Source organism: Pseudoclavibacter sp. RFBB5, assembly GCF_002931555.1.
GTDB lineage: Bacteria > Actinomycetota > Actinomycetes > Actinomycetales > Microbacteriaceae > Pseudoclavibacter.
The window spans coordinates 1-24,475 of record NZ_PSTZ01000011.1 but is presented as its reverse complement, the minus strand read 5'-3'; the positions used below and the strand labels follow the sequence as shown (position 1 = coordinate 24,475).

At 68.7% G+C, this 24,475-nt stretch carries 27 protein-coding genes; 17 read left to right on the top strand and 10 right to left on the bottom strand.

Features of this window, described 5'->3' with window-relative positions; genetic code table 11:
• Positions 1-53: 53 nt before the first annotated feature.
• Positions 54-1,484: a DUF2130 domain-containing protein gene (locus tag C5B97_RS16415; RefSeq protein WP_104313069.1), complete on the bottom strand. Its 1,431-nt coding sequence runs from the start codon at positions 1,482-1,484 to the stop codon at positions 54-56.
• Positions 1,485-1,734: 250 nt separating this feature from the next.
• On the opposite strand from C5B97_RS16415, the gene C5B97_RS16410 reads away from it, so the two are divergent.
• The gene (locus C5B97_RS16410; RefSeq protein WP_104313068.1) at positions 1,735-2,025 is read left to right on the top strand and encodes a hypothetical protein; all 291 of its coding nucleotides are present in this window, start codon (positions 1,735-1,737) and stop codon (positions 2,023-2,025) included.
• A 26-nt stretch (positions 2,026-2,051) separates the two neighbouring features.
• Here C5B97_RS16410 and C5B97_RS16405 read toward each other — a convergent pair whose 3' ends face one another.
• Genes C5B97_RS16405 through C5B97_RS16395 form a run of 3 tightly spaced genes read right to left on the bottom strand, consistent with a single transcriptional unit; the run spans position 2,052 to position 3,981 of the window.
• Positions 2,052-2,324, bottom strand: a complete 273-nt coding sequence (locus tag C5B97_RS16405; protein WP_104313067.1) for a DUF1905 domain-containing protein — start codon at positions 2,322-2,324, stop codon at positions 2,052-2,054.
• Between the two features lie 23 nt (positions 2,325-2,347).
• Positions 2,348-2,947 carry an NAD(P)H-dependent oxidoreductase gene (locus tag C5B97_RS16400; protein WP_104313066.1) on the bottom strand — a complete coding sequence of 200 codons (600 nt, stop codon included), beginning with the start codon at positions 2,945-2,947 and terminating at the stop codon, positions 2,348-2,350.
• A gap of 35 nt (positions 2,948-2,982) precedes the next feature.
• The gene (locus C5B97_RS16395) at positions 2,983-3,981 is read right to left on the bottom strand and encodes a YafY family protein (protein ID WP_104313065.1); all 999 of its coding nucleotides are present in this window, start codon (positions 3,979-3,981) and stop codon (positions 2,983-2,985) included.
• Positions 3,982-4,089: 108 nt separating this feature from the next.
• Between C5B97_RS16395 and C5B97_RS16390 the strand changes: the two genes are divergently transcribed.
• Genes C5B97_RS16390 through C5B97_RS16380 form a run of 3 tightly spaced genes read left to right on the top strand, consistent with a single transcriptional unit; the run spans position 4,090 to position 5,107 of the window.
• Entirely contained in the window at positions 4,090-4,551 is a 462-nt protein-coding gene (locus tag C5B97_RS16390; protein ID WP_104313064.1) for a VOC family protein, read from the top strand.
• Positions 4,552-4,598: 47 nt separating this feature from the next.
• Positions 4,599-4,850: a type II toxin-antitoxin system Phd/YefM family antitoxin gene (locus C5B97_RS16385; protein WP_104254138.1), complete on the top strand. Its 252-nt coding sequence runs from the start codon at positions 4,599-4,601 to the stop codon at positions 4,848-4,850.
• Positions 4,847-5,107, top strand: a complete 261-nt coding sequence (locus tag C5B97_RS16380; RefSeq protein WP_104313063.1) for a Txe/YoeB family addiction module toxin — start codon at positions 4,847-4,849, stop codon at positions 5,105-5,107. Before C5B97_RS16385 ends, C5B97_RS16380 begins: the two co-directional genes overlap by 4 nt.
• Before the next feature lie 83 nt (positions 5,108-5,190).
• Here the strand turns inward: C5B97_RS16380 and C5B97_RS16375 are convergent, their stop codons facing one another.
• Both C5B97_RS16375 and C5B97_RS16370 read right to left on the bottom strand, forming a co-directional pair.
• On the bottom strand, positions 5,191-5,856 hold the full coding sequence (locus C5B97_RS16375) for a VOC family protein (protein ID WP_104313062.1): 666 nt from the start codon (positions 5,854-5,856) through the stop codon (positions 5,191-5,193).
• Positions 5,853-7,343: an MFS transporter gene (locus C5B97_RS16370; RefSeq protein ID WP_104313061.1), complete on the bottom strand. Its 1,491-nt coding sequence runs from the start codon at positions 7,341-7,343 to the stop codon at positions 5,853-5,855. Before C5B97_RS16370 ends, C5B97_RS16375 begins: the two co-directional genes overlap by 4 nt.
• A gap of 141 nt (positions 7,344-7,484) precedes the next feature.
• On the opposite strand from C5B97_RS16370, the gene C5B97_RS16365 reads away from it, so the two are divergent.
• Positions 7,485-8,492: a YafY family protein gene (locus C5B97_RS16365; RefSeq protein ID WP_104313060.1), complete on the top strand. Its 1,008-nt coding sequence runs from the start codon at positions 7,485-7,487 to the stop codon at positions 8,490-8,492.
• Here C5B97_RS16365 and C5B97_RS16360 read toward each other — a convergent pair.
• Complete coding sequence (locus C5B97_RS16360; protein WP_104313059.1) at positions 8,476-8,871, bottom strand: hypothetical protein; 396 nt, start codon at positions 8,869-8,871, stop codon at positions 8,476-8,478. The genes C5B97_RS16365 and C5B97_RS16360 overlap by 17 nt on opposite strands.
• 614 nt (positions 8,872-9,485) lie before the next feature.
• Here C5B97_RS16360 and C5B97_RS16355 point away from each other — a divergent pair.
• Positions 9,486-9,878 carry a GreA/GreB family elongation factor gene (locus C5B97_RS16355; protein WP_258068326.1) on the top strand — a complete coding sequence of 131 codons (393 nt, stop codon included), beginning with the start codon at positions 9,486-9,488 and terminating at the stop codon, positions 9,876-9,878.
• A 21-nt stretch (positions 9,879-9,899) separates the two neighbouring features.
• On the opposite strand, the gene C5B97_RS16350 is transcribed toward C5B97_RS16355, so the two are convergent.
• Complete coding sequence (locus tag C5B97_RS16350) at positions 9,900-10,787, bottom strand: NAD(P)-dependent oxidoreductase (protein ID WP_104313463.1); 888 nt, start codon at positions 10,785-10,787, stop codon at positions 9,900-9,902.
• 97 nt (positions 10,788-10,884) lie between these two features.
• On the opposite strand from C5B97_RS16350, the gene C5B97_RS16345 reads away from it, so the two are divergent.
• The 10 genes from C5B97_RS16345 (at position 10,885) to C5B97_RS16300 (ending at position 20,407) form a co-directional block, all read left to right on the top strand.
• On the top strand, positions 10,885-11,943 hold the full coding sequence (locus C5B97_RS16345) for a D-2-hydroxyacid dehydrogenase (RefSeq protein WP_104313057.1): 1,059 nt from the start codon (positions 10,885-10,887) through the stop codon (positions 11,941-11,943).
• 64 nt (positions 11,944-12,007) lie between these two features.
• On the top strand, positions 12,008-12,820 hold the full coding sequence (locus tag C5B97_RS16340) for an IclR family transcriptional regulator (protein WP_258068325.1): 813 nt from the start codon (positions 12,008-12,010) through the stop codon (positions 12,818-12,820).
• Positions 12,821-12,960: 140 nt separating this feature from the next.
• Positions 12,961-14,391, top strand: a complete 1,431-nt coding sequence (locus C5B97_RS16335) for an MFS transporter (protein ID WP_258068323.1) — start codon at positions 12,961-12,963, stop codon at positions 14,389-14,391.
• Positions 14,388-15,185: an SDR family oxidoreductase gene (locus tag C5B97_RS16330; protein ID WP_104313055.1), complete on the top strand. Its 798-nt coding sequence runs from the start codon at positions 14,388-14,390 to the stop codon at positions 15,183-15,185. Before C5B97_RS16335 ends, C5B97_RS16330 begins: the two co-directional genes overlap by 4 nt.
• Positions 15,185-15,922: a fumarylacetoacetate hydrolase family protein gene (locus C5B97_RS16325; protein ID WP_104313054.1), complete on the top strand. Its 738-nt coding sequence runs from the start codon at positions 15,185-15,187 to the stop codon at positions 15,920-15,922. Before C5B97_RS16330 ends, C5B97_RS16325 begins: the two co-directional genes overlap by 1 nt.
• Positions 15,923-15,956: 34 nt before the next feature.
• Positions 15,957-17,033, top strand: coding sequence for an L-idonate 5-dehydrogenase (locus C5B97_RS16320; RefSeq protein WP_258068322.1), 1,077 nt, complete (start codon positions 15,957-15,959; stop codon positions 17,031-17,033).
• Positions 17,030-17,596, top strand: a complete 567-nt coding sequence (locus C5B97_RS16315) for a gluconokinase (RefSeq protein ID WP_258068321.1) — start codon at positions 17,030-17,032, stop codon at positions 17,594-17,596. Before C5B97_RS16320 ends, C5B97_RS16315 begins: the two co-directional genes overlap by 4 nt.
• A 103-nt stretch (positions 17,597-17,699) precedes the next feature.
• Positions 17,700-18,866, top strand: a complete 1,167-nt coding sequence (locus C5B97_RS16310; RefSeq protein WP_104244763.1) for an LLM class flavin-dependent oxidoreductase — start codon at positions 17,700-17,702, stop codon at positions 18,864-18,866.
• A gap of 102 nt (positions 18,867-18,968) precedes the next feature.
• Positions 18,969-19,646, top strand: a complete 678-nt coding sequence (locus tag C5B97_RS16305) for a CE1759 family FMN reductase (protein ID WP_104313052.1) — start codon at positions 18,969-18,971, stop codon at positions 19,644-19,646.
• Between the two features lie 194 nt (positions 19,647-19,840).
• Entirely contained in the window at positions 19,841-20,407 is a 567-nt protein-coding gene (locus C5B97_RS16300) for a hypothetical protein (RefSeq protein WP_104313051.1), read from the top strand.
• 41 nt (positions 20,408-20,448) lie between these two features.
• Here C5B97_RS16300 and C5B97_RS16295 read toward each other — a convergent pair whose 3' ends face one another.
• Positions 20,449-21,768, bottom strand: coding sequence for an aspartate aminotransferase family protein (locus C5B97_RS16295; protein WP_104313050.1), 1,320 nt, complete (start codon positions 21,766-21,768; stop codon positions 20,449-20,451).
• Positions 21,769-21,876: 108 nt separating this feature from the next.
• On the opposite strand from C5B97_RS16295, the gene C5B97_RS17800 reads away from it, so the two are divergent.
• Positions 21,877-23,535 carry a PucR family transcriptional regulator ligand-binding domain-containing protein gene (locus tag C5B97_RS17800; protein WP_181027054.1) on the top strand — a complete coding sequence of 553 codons (1,659 nt, stop codon included), beginning with the start codon at positions 21,877-21,879 and terminating at the stop codon, positions 23,533-23,535.
• An 85-nt stretch (positions 23,536-23,620) separates the two neighbouring features.
• Here C5B97_RS17800 and C5B97_RS16280 read toward each other — a convergent pair whose 3' ends face one another.
• A complete protein-coding gene (locus tag C5B97_RS16280) occupies positions 23,621-24,100 on the bottom strand; it encodes a hypothetical protein (protein WP_104313049.1) in 480 nt (159 codons plus the stop codon).
• Positions 24,101-24,475 lie beyond the last annotated feature (375 nt).

Here is a 24,475-nt window from a genome sequence, read left to right as displayed (position 1 = left end):
CCGGTGGGGTGTTCGACCATCCGCCGGTGCTGGCGGATGTGCTGCGCGGGAGCCTATGCGCTCGCGGAGTCGTCGTCCTGTGAGCGCTCGGCGTCGCCGCTCGCGAGCTCGGCGAACTTGCGCGCCATGGTGGGGTTGCCGCGGGTGAGCTTCTTGATGGTCACGTCCTGCGCCTTGTCGTTGGCGAGGCGCAGGTTGCGTTCGGATCCGAGCAGCGCATCCTTCACCTTCTGGAGTCGCACGATGGCCTTGTCGATCTCGTCGATGGCCTCCCCGAACCGGCGAGAGGCGAGCTCGTAGTTGCGTCCGAACGCGTTCTGGAACTCATCGAGGCGCTCCTCGAAGTCGGTGATGTCGACGTTCTGCGCCTTCACGGACGCCAGCTCGGTCTTGTACTTGAGTGCGTTCATGGACCCGTTGCGGAGCAGCGTGATCATGGGGATGAAGAATTGCGGCCGGATGACGTACATCTTCGGGAAGCGGTGCGAGACGTCGACGATGCCGGAGTTGTAGAGCTCGCTGTCGGGCTCGAGGAGCGTGACGAGGACGGCGTACTCGCAGCCCTTCTCCTGCCGGTCCTTGTCGAGCTCCTTGAGGAAGTCCTCGTTCTTCTTCTTCGTGGCCGTCGTATCGGCCTCGTTCTTCATCTCGAACATGATCGAGGTGATCTCGGTGCCGCCCGCGTCCGAGTCGCGGAAGATGTAGTCGCCCTTGCTTCCGGTGCGAGCGTCGTTGTCCTTCTCGAAGTAGGCCGTCGGGAACGCGGTGGCGCGGATCTGGTTGAAGACGGTCTCGCAGTGCTGCTCGAGGGTCTCGCCGAGCATCTTCGTGGAGAGGCGAGCCTTCATGTCCTTGAGGCGCTCGATGGCGTCGTCGCGGTCGCGGAGCTGCGTCTCGTACTTGTCCTTCAGCGACGTCTCGACGAGCTGCCGTTCCAGGGCGGCCCGCTCGAGGGTGCCCTTCAGCTCGTCGCGTTCCTTCTCGACCTTCCCGACGGCTTCGTTGACGGCGAGCTTCTGCGTGATCTCGAGGCTGTCGAGCTTCGACTTGAGCGCCTGAACCTCGGCTTCCCGCTCGGCTGCAGCCTTCTGCAGGTCGCTCACGCGCTTGGCCGCCGCGAGTTCCTCTGCGGCGATCTTGTCGTGGCGGGCCTGCTCGAGCTCGTTCGCGAGCGTGTCGCGCTCCTTCTCCACCGACTGCAGCGCCTCGCTGACGGCGAGCCGCCGCTTGACCTCGCCGGCCTCGAGCTTCGCCTTCAGCTCCTGCAGCTCGATGTTCCGCTTCGCCGCGGCCGCCTCGAACTCCTGCGCGACCTTCGCCTGCGCCAGCTCGATCTCGGCGCGCTTCGCCGCCTCGGCCAGCTCGAGCCGCTCGTGGAGGTCCTTCTCGAACTCGCCGTCCCGCACCTGCTTCAGGATGTCCGCGTAGCCGGCCTCATCGATCGTGAAGGCCTTGTGGCAGTGGGGGCAGGTGATCTCGTGCATGGGATTTCCTCATTTGACGTGAATCGGACCCGTGCTGCGCTGCTGACCGGTCAGTGACCGAATCTATCGAGCGGAGCGTGGCTGGCAGCGAGCGACAACGACTGCCCAGTGCAAGCGTATTCGTGAAGGCTCACGCTGGACGAGCCCGTGAGCGGAACTGTGCATCGGAGTGTTGGCCCAGCGGCGCGATCGCGGCGTGCGCCGTCGCAGCCGAGGTCGAGCGAAGCCTGCGCCTCGGTAGGGTTGCTGCGTGACGAAGCCAGCATCCTCGAACACCGCCGCTCCCGACCACCCTCGCGTGCGCCTCCACTGGCTCGCCGTCGCGTTCTTCATCGTCGCTCCGCTGCTGATGCTCTTCGGCGGCCTGACGGTCGCCGGGACGACCCGCGCCACCTTCGACCTCGCGGAGACACCCACCAAGGTGGGCACGGTCATGTTCCTGGTCGGACTCGCCATGCTCATGGTCGCGTTTGTGCTCGTCGGGGTGCGCTCAGCTGCTCAACAGCAGCTCGATCTCCTGCTGGATGCGCGCCGACGCTGACCTGCGTCCGCGCGGGAGTCCAGGCATCAGGCGTTCAAGCGCCCGATCACCACATCGACGCTGTCGCCGACGTCCTTCTTCAGCTTCTTCCGCAGCGCCGCGCTGACCGAGATGAAGTGGTCGCCCTGCCCTGTTGGCATGAGTGCCGACGTCACGACGACGCCGTCGACGGTCGTGTCGGCTTTCACCGACTTGCCGGTGCCGAAGTAGTCCTTCGAGCCGGGCACCTCGATGACGGACCACGAGGGCATCCACTCGGGGTTGACGATTTCACCGGTGAAGACGAGCTTGTCAGTCATGAGGCGAGCGTAGCGGCGTTGCCTCAGTCGCCGCGAGGGGTCGTGACCGCGGCTGCGACCTGCGCGACGGCAGCCTCGAGACCGGCCCTCGCCGCATCCGGGTCTTCCGACTCGCGGATGAACGCCTTCGCCCCTCGGGGCATGCCGCAGTAGTCGAAGACCCCGTGCTCGATCTGCGTGCTGAACGACTCCTCATATCCGTGCCGCGCGAACGAAGCCTCCGAGAAGCCGGACACGGGCAGCAGGTGCGCGGTCAGATGACCCAGCTTCGGCACGACCCGGTCGTTCTCGCCGAGCTCGAACGCCCAGCCGGTGATGAAGACGCGGTCGATCCACCCCTTTAGCAGCGCGGGCATCGACCACCAGAAGACAGGGAACACGAGCACGACATCCGTGGCACGGTCGAGGCGAGCCTGCTCCGCGAGCACGTCGGGCCCAGTGATCGAACCGCCCTTGTAATCGGCCCGGTCGTTTGCCGAGAAGCGCGGGTCGAAGCCCTCCTGCGCGAGGTGGGCCACGTCGACCTCGACGCCCTCCGCTTCGAGGCGTTCTCGCAGCTGCTGCGCCGCCGTGTGAGTCAGGGAATCTTGATCGGGATGCGCGGTGACGATGAGAGTAGGCACCAGGAGAGTCTGCGCGGGCGACCTTGGAGCCGCGCTCAGGGAGCACCGTCGGCGGCCGCGGCGAATCGCGCGGCAAGAGCGGCGGCGGCCTCGGCCAGCTCCGGAGGCCCGAGCACGTCGAAGTCGGCGTCGAACCTCGCGATCGAGGCCAGCAGGCCGGTCCACGACCACGAGCCGAGTCGGACCAGGCAGGAAGTCTCATCTACTTCGGTGATCAACGCATCCGGCAACCAGCTCGCCGCTTCGAATGCGGGCACACGCAGCAGCACGTCGCCCGTGCACGGCCACTCGTTGGCGTCGCTCGCCCCCTTGAATCGGGCTTCGAGGAACGTGCGCGCGTCACCGGTCGGGATGCTGCGTTCCTCGAACTGCGCCCCGAGGGGTTCCTTGGGGGTGATGCGGTCGAGGCGGTACACGCGCCACTCGGCGCTGTCGAGCTTCCAGGCCACCAGGTACCAGCGCCCGCCGCGCGCGATGACCGCGTGAGGTTCGACCCGGCGAGGGGCGGGCGGTGTCGAGACGGCGGTTGGGGCGGATGATTCGGTCGGCGCCGCGGTGTAGTCGAACCGGAGAACGAGGCGATCGCGGGTCGCCGTGCTCACGATCTCGAGGACGTCAGGGTCCACGCGCATCTCGACCATCGCCGCCGCTGACCCAGTGAACCGGATGCCGTCGACCCGATGCCGCAACCGCGACGGCATGACCTGCCGCACCGTCTGGAGGGCCCGCGCTGCAGCCTCGTCGATGTCGACGCCCAGAGCTGGCGCGCCCCGCAGCGCCACGGCGATCGCGACGGCCTGCTCGTCATCGAACCGCAGCGGTGGCAGCTCAGAGCCCGCAGCCAGGCGATACCCGCCGGCCGGCCCCTTCCACCCCTCTATGCGGTACTCGAGCTCGCGCAACCGGTCGATGTCGCGGCGCACCGTGCGCGGCGTCACGTCGAGGCGGTCGGCGAGCTCCTGCCCAGACCAGTCGCGCCGAGTCTGCAGCAGCGAGAGCAGCGTCAGGATGCGCGAAGAGGTAGCCGAGGTCATGCGCCCAGTCTCCCAGCAGTAGCGGACCGAACCCGTCCTCTACTGCTGGGAGGCTCACCGCAGCGGCAGGTGCCGCGGCCAGCACATCACCAAGGAAGCGGGAACACCATGAGCATCACCACGACAACCCACCTCAACTTCACCGGGACGGCCCGGGCCGCGCTCGAGTTCTACGCCGAGGTCTTCGGCGGCGAGGTCTCCATCGCCACCTACGCGCAGTTCGGGATGCCCGCCGAGTTGCCCGGCGCATCCAACGTCGTGTTCGGGCGAGTGGATGCGCCGAACGGCTTCCGCGTCCTCGCCTACGACACCCCGGGCCGGCCAGGGGAGGGGCTCGCCGGTACTGCGGGGGAGACGAGGCGCGAGCAGGGCGCCACCGTCACGAGCGCGCCGTTCTTCCTCGCGGCGAGCGGCGAGACGCTCGACGAGGTCACGGGCTACTGGGAAGCGTTGTCGGGTGGGGCTGACGTCATCAAACCGCTGGCCGCATCCGCCTGGTCGCCCGGTTTCGGGATGCTGCGCGACCGGTTCGGCGTGACCTGGGTGCTCGACGTGGTTGTCACTCCCTGACCCGAGGCTGGAGTGGTACGCTATCCGGTACCATCTGGAGGTGCGTTATGGCAGCTATCAGCGTCACGGAAGCACGCAAGGGTCTGTTCGGTTTGATTCAACAGGTGAACGAGGATCACGCACCCGTTGAAGTCGTCTCAAAGCATGGAAACGCAGTCCTGATGTCGAAGGACGACTACGACGCCTTGGCGGAGACTGCGTACTTGCTGCGCAGTCCTGCGAACGCGAAGCGGCTGCTGGAGTCGATGGAGCGCGCTCGAAACGGTGATGTCACGGTACGCGACCTCATCGAAGAATGAGTCGTCAGCTGGCTTTCGACGCGCACGGCTGCGAAGACTACGTCTACTGGCAGGCTCAGGATCGGAAGACCCTCAGGCGCATCAATCAACTCGTCGGTGATGTCCTTCGTGATCCATTCTCCGGAATCGGCAAGCCAGAGCCCCTCCGCCACGTGCTCAGCGGTGCGTGGTCGCGCAGGATCGACGACACCAATCGGCTTGTGTACCTGGTCGAGGACGAGCGGATCGTCATCCTGCAAGCACGGCATCATTATTGACGGATGCGCGACCCGGTCGATCGCGGAGGAGTTCTGCAGCCAGCCGAGGTGCACGTGGTGGCGCACCCACTGCGACGCGTGCCCTACTCGGGTTTCCAGGTGCTGTCGTCTCTCCACAGGGCGAGGTCGACCTCGTTGCCTTCGGGATCGGCGAGCGTCCAGTACTCGGGGGCGGAGGCGTCGTTGACGACCCGCCCTCCGGCGGCGAGGGCCGCCTCGAGGCGCGCATCGACCTGGTCGCGCGGCACGTAGACGTCGACGTGCATCGTGTTCCGCTCGGTGCGGGGCGCGTCGATCTGCTGGAGCCAGACGTTGGGGCCGACGGCGATAGGGTCGGCCAGGTCTTCACCACCTCGCCGCTTGTATGCGAGGACCGCCTCCCAGAAGGGGAGCACGGCGTCGAGGTCCACCACATCGATCGCGATCTGGATGCTCTGCACCGTGTCCGGGGACGCCTCGATGCCCAGCCCGCGTGCGATCTCGGAGATGCGTGCCGCGAGGGTGATGTCGCGTTCGCTGAGGTCGCCGACGTCGTGGCTGATGAGGCGCACCATGACGGAGCCGTAGCGGAGGTCGACGTCCGGGTGATGGTTCGCGTCGTCGGCAGCCCGGGCGATCTCGGCGACGAACGCGGCCCCCTTCGAGAAGTCCCCGGTCCGGAAGTTCGCGCGGGCGCCGTCGCCGACGACCCGCCAATCTCCGGTGCCGTCGGCTTGGCGGAACTCGCTAGGTGAGACTCGATCGCTCATGGCCGCGATTCTCCTCGACCGACCCGAGAAGCGCCCCCTGAAGTCTCGGACGGCTCAGGAGAGGTGGGCACCGCAGCCGCATTGCCCACTTCTGCCGTCGCCTTCGACTCGGCGGCCTCCGAGTTCGGCGGCTGGGTCTCCGCGTACGACTTCGACAGGAGCCGGTACTGCGGTGACGCGAACGCGACGATCACCAGTCCAAGCAGCAGGATGCTCGCGATCAGGAAGACCAGGGCGATGCCGCGAGCGTCCCCGTCGCCGAGCAGCCACCCGAGCGACTCCTGACCCTCGCGGGTCTCCATGAAGGGGATGAGCCAGAACTCGGCGATCGGGCCGATCATGAACGCGCTGATCGGCGTCGACGCCGACTCCACGGTCGCCGCGAAGCCGAACACCCGACCTTGCTTCTCGAACGGAACCACCCGCTGGATGACGGTCTGCTCGGCGGCCTCCGCGATGGGCATGATCGCCATGAACAGGAACATGCCGACGATGAACAGCCAGCCGTACTCGCGGATCGTGAAGGCCGCCCCGAGGAGCGCGACGCCGATGTTCACGAGCAGCAGCGTGCGGACCGGGTTCTTGCCGAGCCCGAACTTCGCGACGAGGCCACCGCCCACGATGAAGCCGATGCTCGTGACGCCGAGCCAGACGCCCCACATCTCAACGGAGAAGAGGGTCAGACCGTACGGGTCCATGAGCGCCATGAAGACGCCGCCGACGAGGTTGTTGAGCGTTGTGAAGAGGATGAGCGCAAGCAGGCCGGGCACGAGCATGACCGCGGGGATGGCGCCGCGGAAGTTGACCTTCGCGGCTCCGGCAGCGGGGTCGTGTGCGATGCCGCGCTCGGGGATCGACACGAACAGGAGATGGGCGAACGCAACGGCAGTCGCGACGATGGCGATGAACACGGTCGGCCCCATGCCCAGGAGTCCGACCGAGAGCCCCGAGAACACGCTCGTGACCATGAAGGCGATTCCCTGCACTGTGCCGACGAGGCCGTTGGCCTTGTCTCGGCGATCGGCGGGCACGAGCAGCGTGACCGTCGTCGAGAGGGCGATATTGCGCAGGTTCTCGACCACGCCGCCGACGAGGATGACGCCCGCGAAGAGCCAGAACCAGATGCCGTTCCAGTCGACCAGCGTCTCTTCGGGGAAGCTCAGGTAGAGGACTCCAGCGAGGAGGTAGGTGATGAGTGTGACCGCGCTCGAGATGAGCATGACGGCCTTCTTCTTCAGATGGTCGACGATCGCGCCGAAGATCATGCCGAACACCGCGACGAGCAGCATGTAGCTGCCGCCGATGATGGAGGTCGCGAGCACAGAGCCGGTCTCGAGGTAGGCCCAGAACGTGAGCGCGAACCACAGGTAGCTCGTCGTGACGTTGGCGATGAGCGTGTTGACGAGCACCTGGTAGAAGCTGCGGAGCGTCGCGAGCGTCGGCACGTCCTGGTGCGGGAGAGCGGGCGGGGTCGACTGATCGGTCATGAGTGTTCCTGGTCTCGTGAATCGGTGATCTCATCATTCACCTGGCCGCCGACATTCGGAAGCGGTTCGGTGATGGTTGCAGGACTGAGGTTTACAGCCATTGCGGTCAGTGCTTGACCGCAATGTTCGTACGATGGATTCATGTCCACCGGCTCCCGCATGCTGCAGCTCCTCACCCTCCTCCAGAACCACCGGTTCTGGGCCGGAGAGGAACTCGCGACGAAGCTCGGGGTGAGCCCGCGCACCCTGCGCCGCGACGTCGAGCAGCTGCGTGAGCTGGGCTACCCGGTGGAGACCACGCGCGGTCTCGGCGGCGGCTATCGGCTCAGCGCGGGAGGTTCGCTGCCGCCGCTCATGGTCAGCGATGAGGAGGCGCTCGCGATCGTGCTCGGGCTGCGGGCGGTGACGGCGAGCGGGGTCCAGGGGGTCCAGGATGCGGCGGTCGGTGCGCTCGCGAAGATCGTCCCGGTGCTGCCGATGCATGTGCGCAAGCTGGCGGCGGGCATCGGCTCGACGGTCTCGGCGGCGCAGGCGCGCGACGGTGCGCCGCAGGTGGAGGTCGCCGTGCTCGCGAGCGTCGCCACGGCCTGCCGCGACCGCACGCTGCTCGCTTTCGCCTACGAGAAACGCGACGGTGCGCTCTCGGAACGCCTCGTGGAGCCGCACGCGTTGGTCCCCGTCGCCAGGCGCTGGTACCTCGTCGCGTTCGACGGTGACGCCGGCGACTGGCGCACATTCCGCCTTGACCGGATGCGCCGTGTCGAGTCTCGGCCAAAGCGCTTCGGGTCCCGCCCCATCCCCGGAGGTGATGCGGATGCGTTCGTGCAGGCCAGCATCCGGAACCTCCCTGCGCGATACGAGGCGGTTGTGCGCGTGAAGGTGCCGGCCGAGCTGGCGAGGGCGGAGGTCGGCCAGTGGGGAGGCGTCAGCGAGCTCGAGGGTGGCTGGAGCGAAGTCCGCATGCGCACTGACGAACTCGACTACGTGGTCTACCTGCTCGCCCGGCTCGAGGCGCCCTGTGAAGTGGTGGGGCCACCGGAGCTCGTCGACCGGCTCGAAGATTGGCGCCGACGGCTCTCTCGGGTCGCAGGGGTCGGCGGGGTCACGGAGCGGGCCGCGCAGGAAGACGAGCTCACAGGTAGTCGTTGATCGCGGCCTGCGCGATCGAGCCGTGCTCGACCTCATCCCAGCTCAGCGCTGTTGCGACGTCAGAGGCAGGTGCCTGCATGATCCGATCGTGGATGCGCTCGGCAAGCGTCCCGGGATCGACTGCGTCGGTGACGACGAGGAAGGTGACGACGACGTAGTCACCGTGCTCGCGCGCGACCTGCTCGTGGATGCGATTGGCTGCCTGGTCTGCCCATCTGAGGACGAGTCGGGACGGGAGCGTCGGGTTGTCCAGGACGACGACCACGTGGTGAAGCGCCGGGAGTCGCGACGACAGCTTGATCGCCGTCCTGATCGTGGAGTCCAGCGTCCACGCGAGCTGGCGTCGCGTTGTCGCGGAGGAGGCGTCGGCGCCGATCACCGCGGCGGCTGGATTCTTATCGAAAAGCACCGAATTCGGTGCCGGGCAATCGGTGGGGGAATATGTCGCCGAGAATGCGGAAAGGCACGGCAGGGCGTCGCCGAGCAGAAATAGACGCATTTCGCGACGACGAGGTCCGCGAGAGATCGCCGCGAAATCTCCGGCCGCCTCGGGCGAGGTCATGGCGTGACTCCTTGTCCACAGCAGTGACGCTTCACAATGTATTGATCGACGATTCCGGCGAGCTCTGGCCGTCAGCTCGAATCGCACTGGCGCGGCCGGCGGCGGAGTGGGGTGGGCGCAGTCGCACCGCGGCTGCGCCCGCCCGGCGGGCTAGCTCTTCCGCTTGAACGGATCGGCTGCCTGCGTCTTCTCGCGCTTCTGCGCCCGACGTTCCTTCAGGGTGAGCTGCGGTGCCTTCTTCGCGCTTTCCCTGGATTTTCTCTCTGCCATCGAAATACTCGCTTCCCTTTTCTTCAGCTGGCGGTATCCGGATGACCATAGCCCATTTCAAGGAATATATCTCGGCCGTCACCAATCGCTCGCTCCGGTGCCTTCTGGGCTAGGCTGGGGGTTTTACCCGCGCCGCGTTGCGGCATCACATGGAGGACGTCGTGGAAAAGATCTGGATGACGCCGACGGCATTGCAGCGACTTCAGGAAGAACTCGCCGAATTGACGCGCGGAGGTGCCCAGTCGTCGGCGCGAGCCCGCGAGCTGCGTGGGCTCATCGAGCACGCCGAGGTGGCGGCGAAGCCCGACGACGGCCGTGTCGAGCCGGGCATGCAGGTGAGCGTCCGCTTCGAGAGCACCGGTCGGGAGGCGACGTTCCTGCTCGGCAGTCGAGCGCTCGCCGGGCTGGATCCCACGGTCGAGGTCGATGTCTATTCAGCCGACTCGCCTCTGGGCCGGGCGCTCGTCGGCAGCACGGTCGGCAGCACCGTGACCTTCACGCCACCGGCGGGACAGCAGCGCGTCAGCGTCCTCGCAGCGGTGCCGTTCGCCTGAGCTCGACGGGCGTGAGAGCCCTCACCGGTCGGCGATGAACCGCCTCGTGACGGCGATGTCCCGCTCGCCGAGGCCAGCATCCACGAGCTCGTCGAAGGCCGCCCGGAGGGTTGGGAGCAGCACGGTGTTCGTGCCTGTGGCCGACGCCACGTCGGCGGCGAAGGTGAGGTCCTTGACCATGTACTTCGCGACGCCGGAGGGGGAGTCGTCGCCGGAGACGAGCTTCTCCCGCCTGCTCTCGAGCAGGTTCGAGCCGGCGTAGCCGCCGCCCAGCAGATCCCAGAGCACGTCGAGGTCGATGCCGCTTCGTTCGGCGAGGACGCTCGCCTCCCCGAGGGCCAGGATCGTGGACGAGACGATCATCTGGTTGCAGGCCTTCGCGACCTCGCCCGCGCCGAGCGGACCGAGGTGCACCGGGCGGCCGCAGGTGTTCAGGATGCTCGCGGCGGTGGCGACGTCGTCGTCCGGGCCGCCGAGCATGATGGAGAGCGTGCCGGCCTTCGCGCCGTCCTCCCCGCCGGAGACGGGGGAGTCGACGACGCGCACTCGGCCGTCGGTTTCGGCGGCGAGGCGGTCGGCCAGCTCGCGGAGCCCGGTCGGCGACACGGTCGATCCGACCATGATGAGCAGTTCGCCGGCGCCGGCGAGGAGTCCGTCTTCGCCGCCGAGCACGGCCTCGAGCTCGGGCAGGTCGGGCAGCATCACGAGGACCGCGTCGCTGGCGGCGGCCAGCTCGCGCGGTGTCTTATGCCAGGTGGCCCCGGCGGAGACGAGCTCGGCCGCTCGCTCGGGGCGGCGGCCGGTGAGGTGCAGCGTGCCGTGTGCAGAGAGCAGGTGGCCCGCCATCGGCAGGCCCATGGCGCCGAGGCCGAGGACGCCGACGCGAGGGGAGTGAGCAGCAGTGGTCATGAGCACACCCTAGCCCCGAGAACATTGTGTAGGACAGTGTTCACAGTGTTGAATCAGCGTAAGCTCTCCCTGTCGCCACCGAATCGAAGAGGATCCTATGACTGACAGCCCCCAGACACTGCGCGCGGTCGTCGCCGTCGACCTGAGCGAAGAGCTGTGCCAGCTCATCGAGCGTCTCGAGCCCCGCCTCGAGGTCGTGCGCGACCACTCCTTCTACCGTCCGATGCGCGGACCCGCCGACTGGTCCGGCGACCCGAGCGTCACACGCACTCCTGAGCAGCAGGCGGCATTCGACGAGCTCGTCGACTCGGCGGACATCCTGTTCGGGCTTCCCGATGTCGACCCCGCCTCCCTTGCGCGCACCGTCGCCGCGAACCCGCGACTCCGCTGGGTGCACGCGACCGCCGCTGGCGGCGGCGGGCAGGTGAAGGCTGCCGGTCTCGACCAGGATGCGCTCGAGCGCATCGTCTTCACGACGAGCGCCGGCGTCCACGGAGGAACCCTCGCGGAGTTCGCGCTCTTCGGTGTCCTCGCCGGGGCGAAGGACCTCCCGCGTCTCCAGCAGCAGCAGGTGGCCAAGCGGTGGACGGACCGCTGGGAGATGCGCCAGCTCGATGAGATGACCGTGCTCATCGTCGGGCTCGGCGGCATCGGCAAGGCGGCCGCAGCGAAGTTCTCGGCGCTCGGCGCAACCGTGCTCGGCACGACGCGCAGCGGCGAGGCCGTCGAGGGTGTCGACCGCCTCGTGCCCATCGATGAGCTCGCGTCCGCGGTGTCCGAAGCCGACGCGATCGTCGTCACCCTCCCCGGAACCGACGCCACGACCGGTCTGCTCAGCGCCGAGGTCTTCGCGAACGTGAAGCCAGGCGTCATCGTCTCGAACGTGGGGCGTGGAACGGTCATCGACGAGTCCGCGCTGCTTGAGGCGCTCGATGACGGCCGCGTCGGCTTCGCCGCGCTCGACGTCTTCGAGGTCGAGCCGCTGCCGACCGGGAGTCCGCTCTGGTCGCATCCGAACGTGCTCGTCAGCCCGCACACGGCCGCACTCTCGAGCGCCGAGGAGCCGCGCATCGCGAAGCTCTTCGCCGAGAACGCGCGCAGGCTCCTCGACGGCGAGCCGCTCAAGAACGTTGTCGATATCGTCGAGTTCTACTGATTCCACGGCCGGTGCTCGTCGCAGCGTGACGAGCACCGGACGTTTCACCACGAGGGGCGGCGCCGTGCCAGACGCAACGGATGCATCACCGAAGACCGGCGAGCAGGACGCACCGGAGCGCGACCTCGCGCCCGCCGTCACGCGCTCGCTGCGCATCCTGACGCTGCTCGCCGAGGCGGACGGCGCGCCCATGACGCTCAGCGATATCGCGAGAGCCCTCGGCATCGCGAAGTCCTCGACGGCGAACCTCGTGACGGTGCTCGAGGAAGGGCGGATGCTGCAGCGCGTGCCGCAGGGGTACCAGCTCGGCAGGCGCACGGCCGAGCTCGGCGGAGCCTACGCGCAGCAGTTCAACCAGATCCGCGAGTTCTTCGGGGTGTGCGACGCATCGCTGGTGCTGCGCAGTGAACTGGTGCAGGTGGTCATGCTCGACGGGCCTGACACGGTCTACCTCGCCCGGCACGAGGGGCGGCGACGCTATCAGCTGGGCACTCCGCTCGGGTCGCGCCTGCCAGCGGCTCTCACCGCGTCCGGCCGGGCATTGCTCATGCGCCTGGACGACGAGGAGGTTGTCGACCTCGTGGGCGCATCCGCACCCTTCCCGAAGCTGACGCCGCAGAGCATCGGCACGACGCAGGAGCTGCTCGACTGCCTCGCGGTCGCGCGTGAGCGCGGCTACTCGATCGACGCGAACGGCTCGGTCGGCGGGGTGACGGGGGTCGCGGTGCCGCTCGCTTCCTGGTCGCCGAGCGATCCTCCGTTCGCGCTCGGGGCCGCGCTGCCGACGGAGCTCGCGAGTGAAGAGCACGTCGCGAGGGTCGGCGAGGCGCTCATCGAGGCTGCCAAGGAGCTCACGAACCCGCTCGCCGGGAGGTAGTTCCCCAGGTCTCACGAAACCGTCGCGTTCAAAGTGTTGAACGTCGTCCAGTGGAGTGTTAGCTTGGGGTGAGAAGCATGCACCACCGGACGCCTCGGTCACCCACGCCGCGGCAATCCGCACATCAAAGGAGATGTTCCGTGACTGAGACCCCCCGGCCCCCCGTGCCGTCCGACGACCCGGAGTACGCCGACAACCTGCGCCGAGCCACGCTGGCCTCCAGCATCGGCTCCGCCCTGGAGTACTTCGACTTCGCGCTCTACGGGCTCATGACGGCGCTCGTCTTCAACAAGCTCTTCTTCGACCAGAGCGACCCGGCCGTCGCCGTCATCGGCGCCTTCGCGATCTACGGCGTCGGCTTCGTCGCCCGCCCCTTCGGCGGCCTCTTCTTCGGCACCATGGGCGACCGCCTCGGCCGCAAGGGCGTGCTCGTCATCACCATCCTCCTCATGGGCGGCGCCTCGACGGCCATCGGGCTTCTCCCCACCTACGAGACCATCGGCCTCTGGGCTCCAGCGCTGCTCGTGCTGCTGCGCCTGGCTCAGGGCTTCGGCGCCGGAGCCGAGCAGGCCGGAGCCACCGTGCTCATGGCCGAGTACGCCCCCGTCAAGCGTCGCGGCTTCTTCTCGGCGCTGCCCTTCGTGGGCATCCAGGCCGGCACCCTCCTCGCCGCCGTCGTCTTCAGCCTCCTGACCCTCATGCCGGACGAGGCGTTCCTCTCTTGGGGCTGGCGTGTGCCGTTCCTCGCATCGTTCCTGCTCATCCTCGTCGCGCTCTTCATCCGCATGCGCCTCCGCGAGACGCCGACGTTCGTCGAGCTCGAGAAGAGCGACCAGGTCTCCGACCGCCCCATCCGCGAGATCTTCACGCGCGGCATGCCAGGCGTCATCACCGGCATCGGCCTTCGCATGGCCGAGAACGGCGGCTCGTACATCTTCCAGAACGTGTCGCTCGCGTTCGTGGCGGGCACCTTCATCGCGAACCCCGTCGACCGTGGCGTCGCAACGTGGGGTGTCACGATCGGCTCGCTCATCGGCATCTTCTCGGTGCCCCTCACCGGCCACCTCTCCGACAAGTTCGGCCGCCGCGCCGTCTACCGCTTCGGAGCGGTGTTCATGCTGCTCTTCGCCTTCCCTGCCTGGTGGATGCTCTCGCTCGGCAACGGGCCGCTCACGATCGCGGTCATCGCGGTGGGCATCGGCGTGGCCGTCAACTCGATGCTCGGACCGCAGTGCGCCATGCTCCCCGAACTGTTCGGCAACAAGCACCGCTATCTCGGTGTCGCGATGGCACGAGAGATCTCCGCGGTGCTCGCCGGCGGCCTCGCCGGTGTGCTCGGCACCTGGCTGCTCACCCTCACCGGCGGAAACTGGGTGGTCATGGGGCTCTACCTCGCGACGCTCGCCGCCATCACCACCGCAGCGACGTTCCTCGTCCCCGAGACGAAGGGGCGCGACCTGCTCCGCAAGGAGGACGCGATCCGTGTCTCCACCGACGAAGAGGACACCGGTTTGATCGACCTGCAGGATGTCTACGAGGCCGCGCCGGTTGCGGCCGGGAGCGGGCGATGAGCCTGCCGGTCGGACTCAAGTCGTTCGATCTGACCGGGCGGACGGCCCTCGTCACGGGGTCGAGCCAGGGCATCGGCCGCGCACTCGCGGGCGGTCTCGCAGCAGCGGGCGCGCGGGTGGTGGTGCACGGGCGCGACCGAGCGAAGGCAGAGCGCACCGCCGCATCCATCGCCGAGACGCTCGGCCTCGCGGGCACAGCGTCCGAGCCGATCGTCTCGACCTTCGACGTGACCGACGCGGCGGCGGTGGATGCGGGTATCAGCGAACTCGAGGCGAGCATCGGCACCGTCGACATCCTCGTCAACAACGCGGGCATCCAGCGGCGCGCCCCGATCGCCGAGTTCTCCGATGCCGACTGGCACGAGCTGCTCGCCACGAACCTCACGAGCGCGTTCCTCCTCTCGCGACGGGTGGCCAGAGGCATGCAATCGCGGGGCAGCGGGAAGATCGTCAACATCGGCAGCGTGCAGTCGCAGATCGCCCGGCCCTCGATCGCGCCGTACAGCGCGACGAAGGGCGCCATCGTGATGCTCACGAAGGGGCTCTGCGCCGACCTCGCCCCGTCGGGGATCACGGTGAACGCGCTCGCGCCCGGCTACTTCGCCACCGAGCTCACCAAGGCGCTCGTCGACGACGCAGAGTTCTCAGCCTGGGTCGCGCAGCGCACCCCGGCCGGGCGTTGGGGCCACGTGGATGAGCTTGTCGGTACGCTCGTGTTCCTCTCCAGTGACGCTTCGGCGTTCGTGAACGGCCAGACGATCTATGTCGATGGCGGAATGACGGCGGTTGTGTGATGCGAATCTCCAGGATCCAGACCAGTGACGGAACGGTCACGCACGCGTTCGCCGAGGGCGACTCGTGGGTGCCGTGCAGTGACCCCTACGAGGCCTTCGCGCGCGGGGAGGAACCCGCGCGGCAGGGCGATCCGGTCGCCGACGCGACGCTGCTCGCGCCGGCCGAGCCGCGCATCGTCGTCGGCATCGCGCAGAACGGGCCAGAGCATCCCTCACCCGTGCAGGCCTGGCTGAAGAGCCCCCGGACGGTCGTGCCGAGCGGCACCCCCGTCGAGCTGCGCCGCAACGTCGGCAAGGTCGTCATCGAGGGGGAGGTGTGCATCGTCATCGGTCGTGACGCGGCCGACGTGCCCGCCGAGGACGCCCACACCGTCATCTTCGGCCTCACCGCCGTCAACGACATCTCCAACCCCGAGCGCGGCAGCGTCGACCCGCGCAACTTCGAGGGCAAGGGCGGCGTCGGCTACACGCCGCTCGGACCGTGGATCGAGACGAGCGCCGACCTTGCGAGCGCCGAGCTCGAGGTCCGCATCAACGGCGAGCGCAAGGTGCTCACCGGCAGCCATGAGCTGCCCGCCGGCGTTGCCGAGTGCGTCGCCTACGTCACGAGCTGGGTGCCACTCGGGCCCGGCGACATCATCATGACGGGCGCCCCCAAGTCGGCGTTCCCCGCCCAACCGGGCGACCTCGTCGAGATCACCGTCGCGGGCGTGCCCCTCGTCACCCCGTGCGTGTGAACCAGGCGCGCCCCGACACCAAGGGAGGGTGCTCGTGACCCAGGAGAACCTCGCAGTCGTCGCCCACGGCAAGGGCGACCTGCGGCTCGACGCGCTGCCCGAGCCCACGCCGGGCGCTGACGAGGCGGTCGTCGCGATCGCCTACGGCGGCGTCTGCGGATCCGACCTGCACTACTGGATGCACGGTGCTGCCGGCGAGTCCATCCTCCGCGACCCGCTGGTCCTCGGCCACGAGATCGTCGGCACCGTCCTCCACGCCGCCGCCGACGGCAGCGGCCCCTCCGTCGGACAGCGCGTGGCGGTCCACCCGGCCACGCCCGGCGACGACGGAGAGACGCCCTTCCCGGCCGACCGTCCAAACCTCTCGCCGGCCGGCACCTACCTCGGCTCGGCCGCGCGCATCCCGCACACGCAGGGGGCCTTTGCCCGCCGAGTCGCCCTCCCGGCACGCATGCTCCGCGTGCTGCCGGACCGGCTCGACCTCAAGCTGGCGTCGCTCGCAGAGCCAGCCGCTGTCGCGTGGCATGGCGTCGGGCAGGCCGGCGAGGTCCGGGGCAAGCGGGTGCTCGTCATCGGCGCCGGCCCGATCGGGGCGCTCGTGGTCGCCGTGCTGAAGCACCAGGGCGCGGGCGAGATCATCGCGAGCGACCTCCACGAGCTGCCGCTCGCCGTCGCGACCGAGCTCGGCGCCAGCCGCGTCGTCGACGCGCGCGATGCCGACGCGATCGCCGCAGTGCACGCCGACGTCGTCATCGAATCGTCCGGCACCGTGCCCGGGCTCGCGAGCGCCATCCGCGGCGCGGGGCGGGGTGGGCGTGTCGTCCTGCTCGGCCTGCAGCGCAGCGGCGAGGTGCCAGCACTCCTCTCTCTCGCGATCACCCGCGAGCTGACCCTCGTCGGCTCGTTCCGCTTCGCCGACGAGATCGACGCCGTCATCGACGCCCTCGCCGACGGATCGCTCGTCGTGGATGCAGTGCTCACCCACGAGTTCCCCGTCGAGCAGGCGCTCGACGCGTTCGCCGTCGCCGGCGATGCATCCCGCTCGTCGAAGGTGCTGCTCTCCTTCGACCCCGAGGACGATGGATCACCAGAAGAAAGGGGTGCCTCGTGAGCTCTGACCAGGCCGAACAGCGGGCGCGCGCAACCGCAGCCGGGCATCCCGCCCTCACCCACCCGCCCATGATCGTCATGGGTGTGCAGGGCACGGGCAAGACGACGATCGGTTCGGCGCTCGCGCAGCGGCTCGGCGTGGCCTTCATCGACAGCGACGACCTGCACCCGGTCGCCAACAAGACGAAGATGGCGGCCGGGACGCCGCTCGAGGACGAGGACCGGGTGCCGTGGCTCAAGGTCGTCGGTGCGACGATCGCCGCCAACGCGGCGGAGGGTCGGACGACGATCGTCGCGTGCTCGGCACTCAAGCGCTGGTACCGGGAGCTGCTGCGCTCGAGCGTGCCCGAGCTGCAGTTCGTCCACCTCGCCGGCCAGCGTGACCTCGTGGCCTCCCGCCTCGCGACTCGTCAGCACGAGTACATGCCGACGACCCTCCTCGACAGCCAGTTCGAGGTGCTCGAACCGCTCGCCGCCTGGGAGGCGGGGGTCGTGGTCGACGTCGACGATGCTCCTCCAGTGATCGTGGACCGAGTCATGGCCTTTCTGGAGGTCCGGGAATAGTTCCGCTCGCACCACGTTGTATGCATATGCATGGAGTTGGGACTCAGGATCCAGCCCCTTCCGGACCTACCAGCCCCATGCACCAACAACGAAAGGGCTGATCATGCAGTTCGGAATCTTCTCCGTCAGCGACATCACACGCAACCCGGTCACCGGCGAGACGCCGAGCGAGGCCGAGCGCATCGACGCGATCGTCAAGATCGCCCAGAAGACCGAAGAGGTCGGCCTCGACGTCTTCGCGATCGGCGAGCACCACAACCCGCCCTTCTTCTCCTCATCGCCCGCCGTGCTCCTCTCGCACATCGCGGCCCTTACCAAGACGCTCCGGGTCTCCACGTCGACCACCCTCATCACGACCAACGACCCCGTGCGCATCGCGGAGGAGTACGCGATGCTCCAGCACCTCTCCAAGGGCCGTATGGACCTCATGCTCGGCCGCGGCAACACCGCCCCCGTCTACCCGTGGTTCGGCAAGGACATCCGCTCCGGCCTGCCCCTCGCCCTCGAGAACTACAACCTGCTCCACCGCCTCTGGCGTGAGGACGTCGTCGACTGGGAAGGCAAGTTCCGCACACCCCTGCAGGGCTTCACCTCCACGCCCCGCCCCCTCGACGACGTGGCACCCTTCGTCTGGCACGGCTCCATCCGCACCCCGGAGATCGCCGAGCAGGCCGCGTTCTACGGCGACGGGTTCTTCGCGAACAACATCTTCTGGCCGAAGGAGCACTACATGCGCCTCATCGACTTCTACCGCCAGCGCTACGAGCACTACGGCCACGGCAAGGCGTCGCAGGCGATCGTCGGCCTCGGCGGGCAGGCGTTCATCGCCAAGAACTCGCAGGACGCGAAGGACCAGTTCCGCCCCTACTTCAACGAGGCGCCCGTCTACGGCCACGGCCCGCGCATGGAGGACTTCATGCAGCAGACGCCGCTCTCCGTCGGCAGCCCGCAGGAAGTCATCGACAAGACCCTGACCTTCCGCGAGCACTTCGGCGACTACCAGCGTCAGCTGTTCCTCATGGACCACGCCGGTCTGCCCCTCGGCATGGTGCTCGACCAGCTCGAGCTGCTCGGCTCCGAAGTCGTGCCCGTCCTGCGTCGCGAACTCGAGGCGCTCCGCCCCGCCGAGGTGCCGGACGCCCCCACCCACGAGTCGCTCGTCCTCGCCAAGTACGGCGACGCCGCCCCGCGTCAGCCGCGCCCCAACGAGAACCGCGGCGACAACGTCACGGGCTCCTCGCCCTACCAGGACACTGCGCTCGTCGCGTAGCTCCCGCCGTTGAGCGGATGCGCGGGGCCGGCCCCGTCGGCCGGCCGCGCGCATCCGCCCGCCCAGCACCCTCTTGGCTCGAACATGTTCGGAAGGACTCTCATGACCAACGCACAAGGCGCCTACCGGCTCGTCGTCGTCAACGCCGGCATCAGCGACCCGTCATCGACGAAGCTGCTCGCCGACCGCATCGAGCGCGGCGTCGCGAAGCTCGCATCCACTCGCGGACGCGATGTTGTATCGACGCACATCGATCTGCGGATGCTCCTCCCCGAACTCCCAGCCGCCCTCGGCTCGCAGAGCTTCGGCCCGCAATTCGAGCGTGCCATCAGCGCGCTTCGCGACGCCGACGGCATCATCGCCGCCGCGCCCGTCTACAAGGCCGGGCCCAGCGGACTCTTCACCTCGTTCTTCCAGACGCTCGACAACGATCTCCTCATCGCGAAGCCGGTCGTCCTCGCCGCGACGGCGGGCACCGCGCGCCACGCGCTGGTCGTCGACGAGCAGATGCGGTCCATGTTCGCCTACCTGCGCACCATGACCGTGCCGACGTCGCTGTTCGCCTCCACCGAGGACTGGCAGGACACGGGCCTCGGATCCCGCATCGAACGCGCATCCGTCGAACTGCTTGCCCTCATGGAAGCCGGCGTCGAGCAGACGATCCGCGGCGACAACTGGGGCGGCTACCAGCACGAGCTCGGCAGCGCGGGTGGAACCGAGCTGGGCATCGAGCTGGGCTCCGACCTCATGCGCATGGCCGCAGGCGGCGGCGCGAGCTAGCCTCACTCGACTCGGGATGGCAACGTCACTTCGTTGAGGAAAGTTCTCCGAGGCGAAGTGACTTCGCCATCCCGAGTCGGTGGCTGTGCGGCCGGTGGCTGCGCCGTCATTGGATGCGCAGCGGCTGCGGCGGATGAAGCGCCGACGGGCCGACGCGGAGGGTCTGGTCAGGTGCACTCGCGAGACTGCTCCTCATGACTTCCCAGAGCAAGGCCTTCGGCAAGCGCGCGATCCTCTCGACCGGGCAGGGGCTGCTGACCGCCGCCTACTACGCCACCCCCGACTTCATCCCCTCGAAGGCGGCTCGCGGCGTCCTGAAGACCGCGATCACGCTCGGCATCACCGGGCTGGCGGTTCTCGAGTACCGCGACGCGAAGCAGGGAGCCCTCGAAGACTCGGATCTGCTCGTGCAGCCGGCGGCGCAGGCACCCGGCGAGCTCATCGGCGGCCCGCGCGACGAGAACGACGCGCCGCATCCAGCCGAGGGATCCCGTGACGAGGGCGGCACTGGCTCGACGGAGAACAGCTTCTCCGCGTTCTGGCTCTCGCTCACCCCGGCGAGGCGGGCAGCCCTCAGCGGAGTCGGCGTCGCGGGTGCGCTCGCGACCGTCGTCGGAATCGCGGCCGCCGAGCGTGGGATCTATCGGTTCGGCGAGCGCCGCGCCGAACGAGGAGTGACTGCCGCGCACACCAAGACCGGGCTTGCCATCGGCGGCATCACGACGCTGATCGCGCTCATCCCGACGCCCAAGGGCAAGTAGCGCGCGTCCCGCGGCCGACGCACGCGAACCTTTGCGGGCGCCTAGAAGCCCACGAGCACCTCGTCGATGATCGCGATGCCACGGCGTGCATCCGCGTCGGCGATGACGGCGGGTGGCACGACGTGGATGCGGTTGTCGGCGACGAAGGGCAGCAGGCCGCGCGCGACGAGCTGCGACTTGATGGTGGCCATGTCGGCGGCGGCGAGCGGCGACCGGGTCACGGGGTCGCTCACGAGCTCGATCGCCCAGAAGACGCCCTTGCCGCGCACTTCCCCCACCACCTCGTGGCGGGCCGCGAGCTCGTGCAGGGCTGGCCCGATGACGTCACGGCCGAGGCGGGCCGCGTTCTCGACGATGCCCTCCTCTGCCATGGTCTCGAGCGTCGCGACGATCGAGGCGGCGGCGAGCGGATGCCCCGAGTAGGTGAGACCGCCGGGGAAGACCTGCTCGTCGAACTGGGCCGCGATCTCCTCGGAGATGACAACCCCGCCGACGGGCACGTATCCGGAGTTGACGCCCTTCGCGAAGGTGATGAGGTCGGGGCGCACGTCGAAGGCGTCGAACGCGAACCACTCCCCGGTGCGCCCGAATCCGGCCATGACCTCGTCGAGGATGAGGCGCACGCCGTAGCGGTCGCAGATCTCGCGCACACCCGCTAGGTAGCCGGGCGGCGGCATGAGCACGCCGGCCGTGCCCGGGATGCTCTCGATCAGGATGGCGGCGACCGAGGCGGGCCCTTCGGCCTGGACGACGCGCTCGAGGTGGTGCAGCGCGCGTTCGCTCTCCTGCTCGGGCGTCTCAGCCCAGAACTCCGAGCGGTACAGGTACGGCCCGAAGGCGTGCACGTGCCCGGTTGCATACTCGTTGGGGATGCGCCGCCAGTCACCCGTCGCGACGATCGCCGCGCCCGTGTTGCCGTGGTAGCTGCGGTACAGGGAGACGACCTTGTCACGCCCGGTCGAGAGGCGGGCCAAGCGGATCGCGTTCTCGATCGCATCCGCTCCGCCGTTCGTGAAGAACACCTTCGAGAAGCCTTCCGGGGCGTGCGACAGGATGAGCTCCGCGGCCCTCGCCCTGGTCTCGTTGGCGTGCGCGGGGGCGATCGGGATGAGCTGCGCGGCCTGCTCCTGAATGGCGGCGATGACCTTCGGGTGCTGGTAGCCGATCGTGACGTTCACGAGCTGGCTCGAGAAGTCGAGGTACTCGTTGCCGTCGTGGTCCCAGAGCTTGGCGCCCTCGCCCCGGGCAATGGGGAGCGGGGAGATCTTGCCCTGGGCAGACCATGAATGGAACACGGACGCGAGGTCGCGGTCACGAACGTCGGTGTTGCTGGCGGCACGGCTCACGGTTGGGGCGGTCATGCGTCAACTCTGCGGCCGCGGATGCGCGGAGCAGGTGAACAAATCGGCGAGAATGGGTGCCATGACTCGACAAAAGCGTCACGCACCCCCGACAGGGTGGGGCCTGTCATGAGTGTCTCGCTGCGCGAACTCGTCGAAGAGACGGAGTTCAAGCTGCGGGTGCTGCACGCCGCAGACGACAGTGCCCTCGAACGCGCGGTCGTCTGGGCGCACAGCTCCGACCTGGTCGACCCCACGCCGTGGCTCGAGGCGGGCCAGCTCCTCCTGACCGACGGAATGCAGTTCGCCGTAGCCGAAGCCCCGGAAGACCCGGAAGCGTCCGGCCTTGATGCGGCGGTGGGCACGTCCGCCGCGATCTCCCGCGCACCGGTCTCGCGCTCACCGATCCTGCGCTCACCCGTGTCGGCGACGGCCACCGTGCGGTTCCAGGCGCTCGCGAGTGAAGGCTTCTTCGACGCCTACGTGGCGAGGCTTCGCGCAGCGGACGTCGCTGCGCTCGGCTTCGCGACGGAGGTCATCCACGCGGAGGTGCCCGCCGACCTCGTCACCGCGTGCACGCGTCACGGCCTGACGCTGGTCGAGGTGACCGAGCGGACCCCGTTCATCGGCATCATCCGCTACCTCGCCGACCAGCGAGCCCTGGAGCAGCGGGCTCGCCTCGAATGGTCCCTGCAGGCGCAGCGAAAGCTTGCACGAGCGGCGCTCAGGCCCGGCGGGCTCGGTGCGATCCTGGTCGAGCTCGAACGGCAGCTGGAGAGCTGGGTCGCGCTCTACGACTCGACGGGGCTTCGTGTGGATGCGCCGACGCGCATCCGCGTGCCCGAGAGCGAGGCGCCCGAGGTGGAGCGGATGGTGCAGAGCCTCCTCGCTCGCGGGGGTCGATCGGGCGCGCGTCTGCACGGTGACAGCGGCGACGTGACGCTGCAGACGGTCGGCCAGCACGGGCAGCTGCGCGGGGTGCTCGCCGTCGGCGGCCGGGCGCCGCTCGACCTCGCCGGCAATGATCTGGTGGCGAGCGCCATCGGCCACGCGTCGATTGCGCTCGAACAGAATCGGGAGCTCGACGCAGCGCGCGGGCATCTCCGCGTCGGCCTGCTCGAGCTGCTGCTCGCTGGCGAGATGGAGGTGGCGAGGCGCACCGCGGAGACTGTCTGGGGCGAGCTGCCTGCGGCTCCCGTCCGCGTCGTGCAGGCGAGGGGCGGGGAACCCGGCCAGGCGCTGCTGGACCGACTCGAGCGACTTGCCGGGTCTGGCGGCGAGCCCCTGTTCTTCGCGGCGAGGGAGCAGGAGCTCATCGCGATCGTCCCCGCTGGCGGCGGGGCCACTCTCGTCGAGGCCCTCGCCGACGCTGGCTTCTCGGCGGGAGCATCCGCACCGGGTGACTGGGCCGAGCTGCCTCGGCTGCTCGCGGAGGCGCGCAAGGCGGCGGAACGCAGCACACCGAGCCGGCCCTCGGTGCGCTTCGAGGACCTCGCGACAACCGGCATGCTCGGTGCACTCGAGGCCGCCGACGGCCGCGTCACCGCACGCCGTGTGCTGCAGCCCCTGCTCGAGCACGGAGAACAGGGTCGACTCCTCCTGGACACGCTCGCCGCGTGGACCGAGGGGAACTGTGCGTGGGACCCGGTCGCGAAGTCGCTTGGCATCCACCGGCACACACTGCGCAGCCGCGTCACGACCGCCGAGCAGCTGCTCGGCATCGACCTGCAGACCTTCGCCGGGCGTGCCGAGGTCTGGTCGGCGATGCGGCTCCTCGACGACGCCTGAGCTGCGGCTGCTTGGCCGCGGCGCGACGCGGCCTGAGACTCGGCTCGGCCGTGACGTGATTCGGCTGGCGGCCCGCGCCGGGCCGTCAGTGCTCGTCGCGGAGCTTCGCCGCGAGCTGCCGCATGCTGAGGGCGCGCTTCTGCCAGAAGGCCCACATGCCGAGCCACACGAACGGGGTCAGGAGGCCGGCGCCCATCTTCAGCTGATCGCGGTAGAGCGTGCGGCCGCCGGGCAGCGGCGAGACGACCATCCGGTGATCGAAGGTGGTCATGACGGCCATGAGCCCGGATTCCGGGTACCCGCGGTCGCGGAGCTCGTGCATCCCGTCTCCCAGGTCGCGGTACTGGCCGTCGATGACCTGCGTGCCCAGCGGGACCACGCCGAGCAGGCGGATCTCGACGCGGTGCGGGCTGTCGGGTGACCAACGCTCGGGGAAGCCGCCAGGTTCGAGCGAGCGCACTTCCGCGAGGGGGCCCGCCACTGCGCGGAAGGCTTCCGGCCGCTGGAGAGCGTCGGCGAGCAGTTCGGTTGGGCAGTCGAGCTCGAGCTTCAGGAGGATGCGCACTGGCACATCCTCACCTGCTCGCCTCGGAAGACGCCCAGGCTCCGGCAGGCCCGGGGATGCGCATGCACGCAGTCACAGACCCCGGGCTTGCACACGCGCGCAGTCGCAGACCTCGGGCTTGCGCATCCGGATTGCTTGCGAGGGACGCACAATCCCGAGGTCTGTCCCGGCGTACGCACGCACGCAGTCACAGACTTCGGGCTTGCGCATCCGGATCTCTGGAAACGGATGTGCAAGCCCGAGGTCTGTCCCGGCCTGTCGTGAACGGGGCTCAGCCGTTCTGGGCTGCTCAGTCGTTCTCGGGGAAGCCGAGGTTGATGCCGCCGTGCTTGGCGGGGTCGAGCCAGCGGCTGGTGACGGCTTTCTCGCGGGTGT

Excerpts from the sequence above, each read along its gene's own strand:
- C5B97_RS16300 (WP_104313051.1), top strand. The coding sequence starts at position 19,841 with ATGACTTCCCAGAGCAAGGCCTTCGGCAAGCGCGCGATCCTCTCGACC.
- C5B97_RS16405 (WP_104313067.1), bottom strand. The coding sequence starts at position 2,324 with ATGACTGACAAGCTCGTCTTCACCGGTGAAATCGTCAACCCCGAGTGG.
- C5B97_RS16325 (WP_104313054.1), top strand. The coding sequence starts at position 15,185 with ATGCGAATCTCCAGGATCCAGACCAGTGACGGAACGGTCACGCACGCG.
- C5B97_RS16295 (WP_104313050.1), bottom strand. The coding sequence starts at position 21,768 with ATGACCGCCCCAACCGTGAGCCGTGCCGCCAGCAACACCGACGTTCGT.
- C5B97_RS16375 (WP_104313062.1), bottom strand. The coding sequence starts at position 5,856 with ATGAGCGATCGAGTCTCACCTAGCGAGTTCCGCCAAGCCGACGGCACC.
- C5B97_RS16370 (WP_104313061.1), bottom strand. The coding sequence starts at position 7,343 with ATGACCGATCAGTCGACCCCGCCCGCTCTCCCGCACCAGGACGTGCCG.
- C5B97_RS16390 (WP_104313064.1), top strand. The coding sequence starts at position 4,090 with ATGAGCATCACCACGACAACCCACCTCAACTTCACCGGGACGGCCCGG.
- C5B97_RS16330 (WP_104313055.1), top strand. The coding sequence starts at position 14,388 with ATGAGCCTGCCGGTCGGACTCAAGTCGTTCGATCTGACCGGGCGGACG.
- C5B97_RS16305 (WP_104313052.1), top strand. The coding sequence starts at position 18,969 with ATGACCAACGCACAAGGCGCCTACCGGCTCGTCGTCGTCAACGCCGGC.
- C5B97_RS16365 (WP_104313060.1), top strand. The coding sequence starts at position 7,485 with ATGTCCACCGGCTCCCGCATGCTGCAGCTCCTCACCCTCCTCCAGAAC.
- C5B97_RS16385 (WP_104254138.1), top strand. The coding sequence starts at position 4,599 with ATGGCAGCTATCAGCGTCACGGAAGCACGCAAGGGTCTGTTCGGTTTG.
- C5B97_RS16345 (WP_104313057.1), top strand. The coding sequence starts at position 10,885 with ATGACTGACAGCCCCCAGACACTGCGCGCGGTCGTCGCCGTCGACCTG.
- C5B97_RS16395 (WP_104313065.1), bottom strand. The coding sequence starts at position 3,981 with ATGACCTCGGCTACCTCTTCGCGCATCCTGACGCTGCTCTCGCTGCTG.
- C5B97_RS16350 (WP_104313463.1), bottom strand. The coding sequence starts at position 10,787 with ATGACCACTGCTGCTCACTCCCCTCGCGTCGGCGTCCTCGGCCTCGGC.
- C5B97_RS17800 (WP_181027054.1), top strand. The coding sequence starts at position 21,877 with ATGAGTGTCTCGCTGCGCGAACTCGTCGAAGAGACGGAGTTCAAGCTG.
- C5B97_RS16310 (WP_104244763.1), top strand. The coding sequence starts at position 17,700 with ATGCAGTTCGGAATCTTCTCCGTCAGCGACATCACACGCAACCCGGTC.
- C5B97_RS16415 (WP_104313069.1), bottom strand. The coding sequence starts at position 1,484 with ATGCACGAGATCACCTGCCCCCACTGCCACAAGGCCTTCACGATCGAT.
- C5B97_RS16380 (WP_104313063.1), top strand. The coding sequence starts at position 4,847 with ATGAGTCGTCAGCTGGCTTTCGACGCGCACGGCTGCGAAGACTACGTC.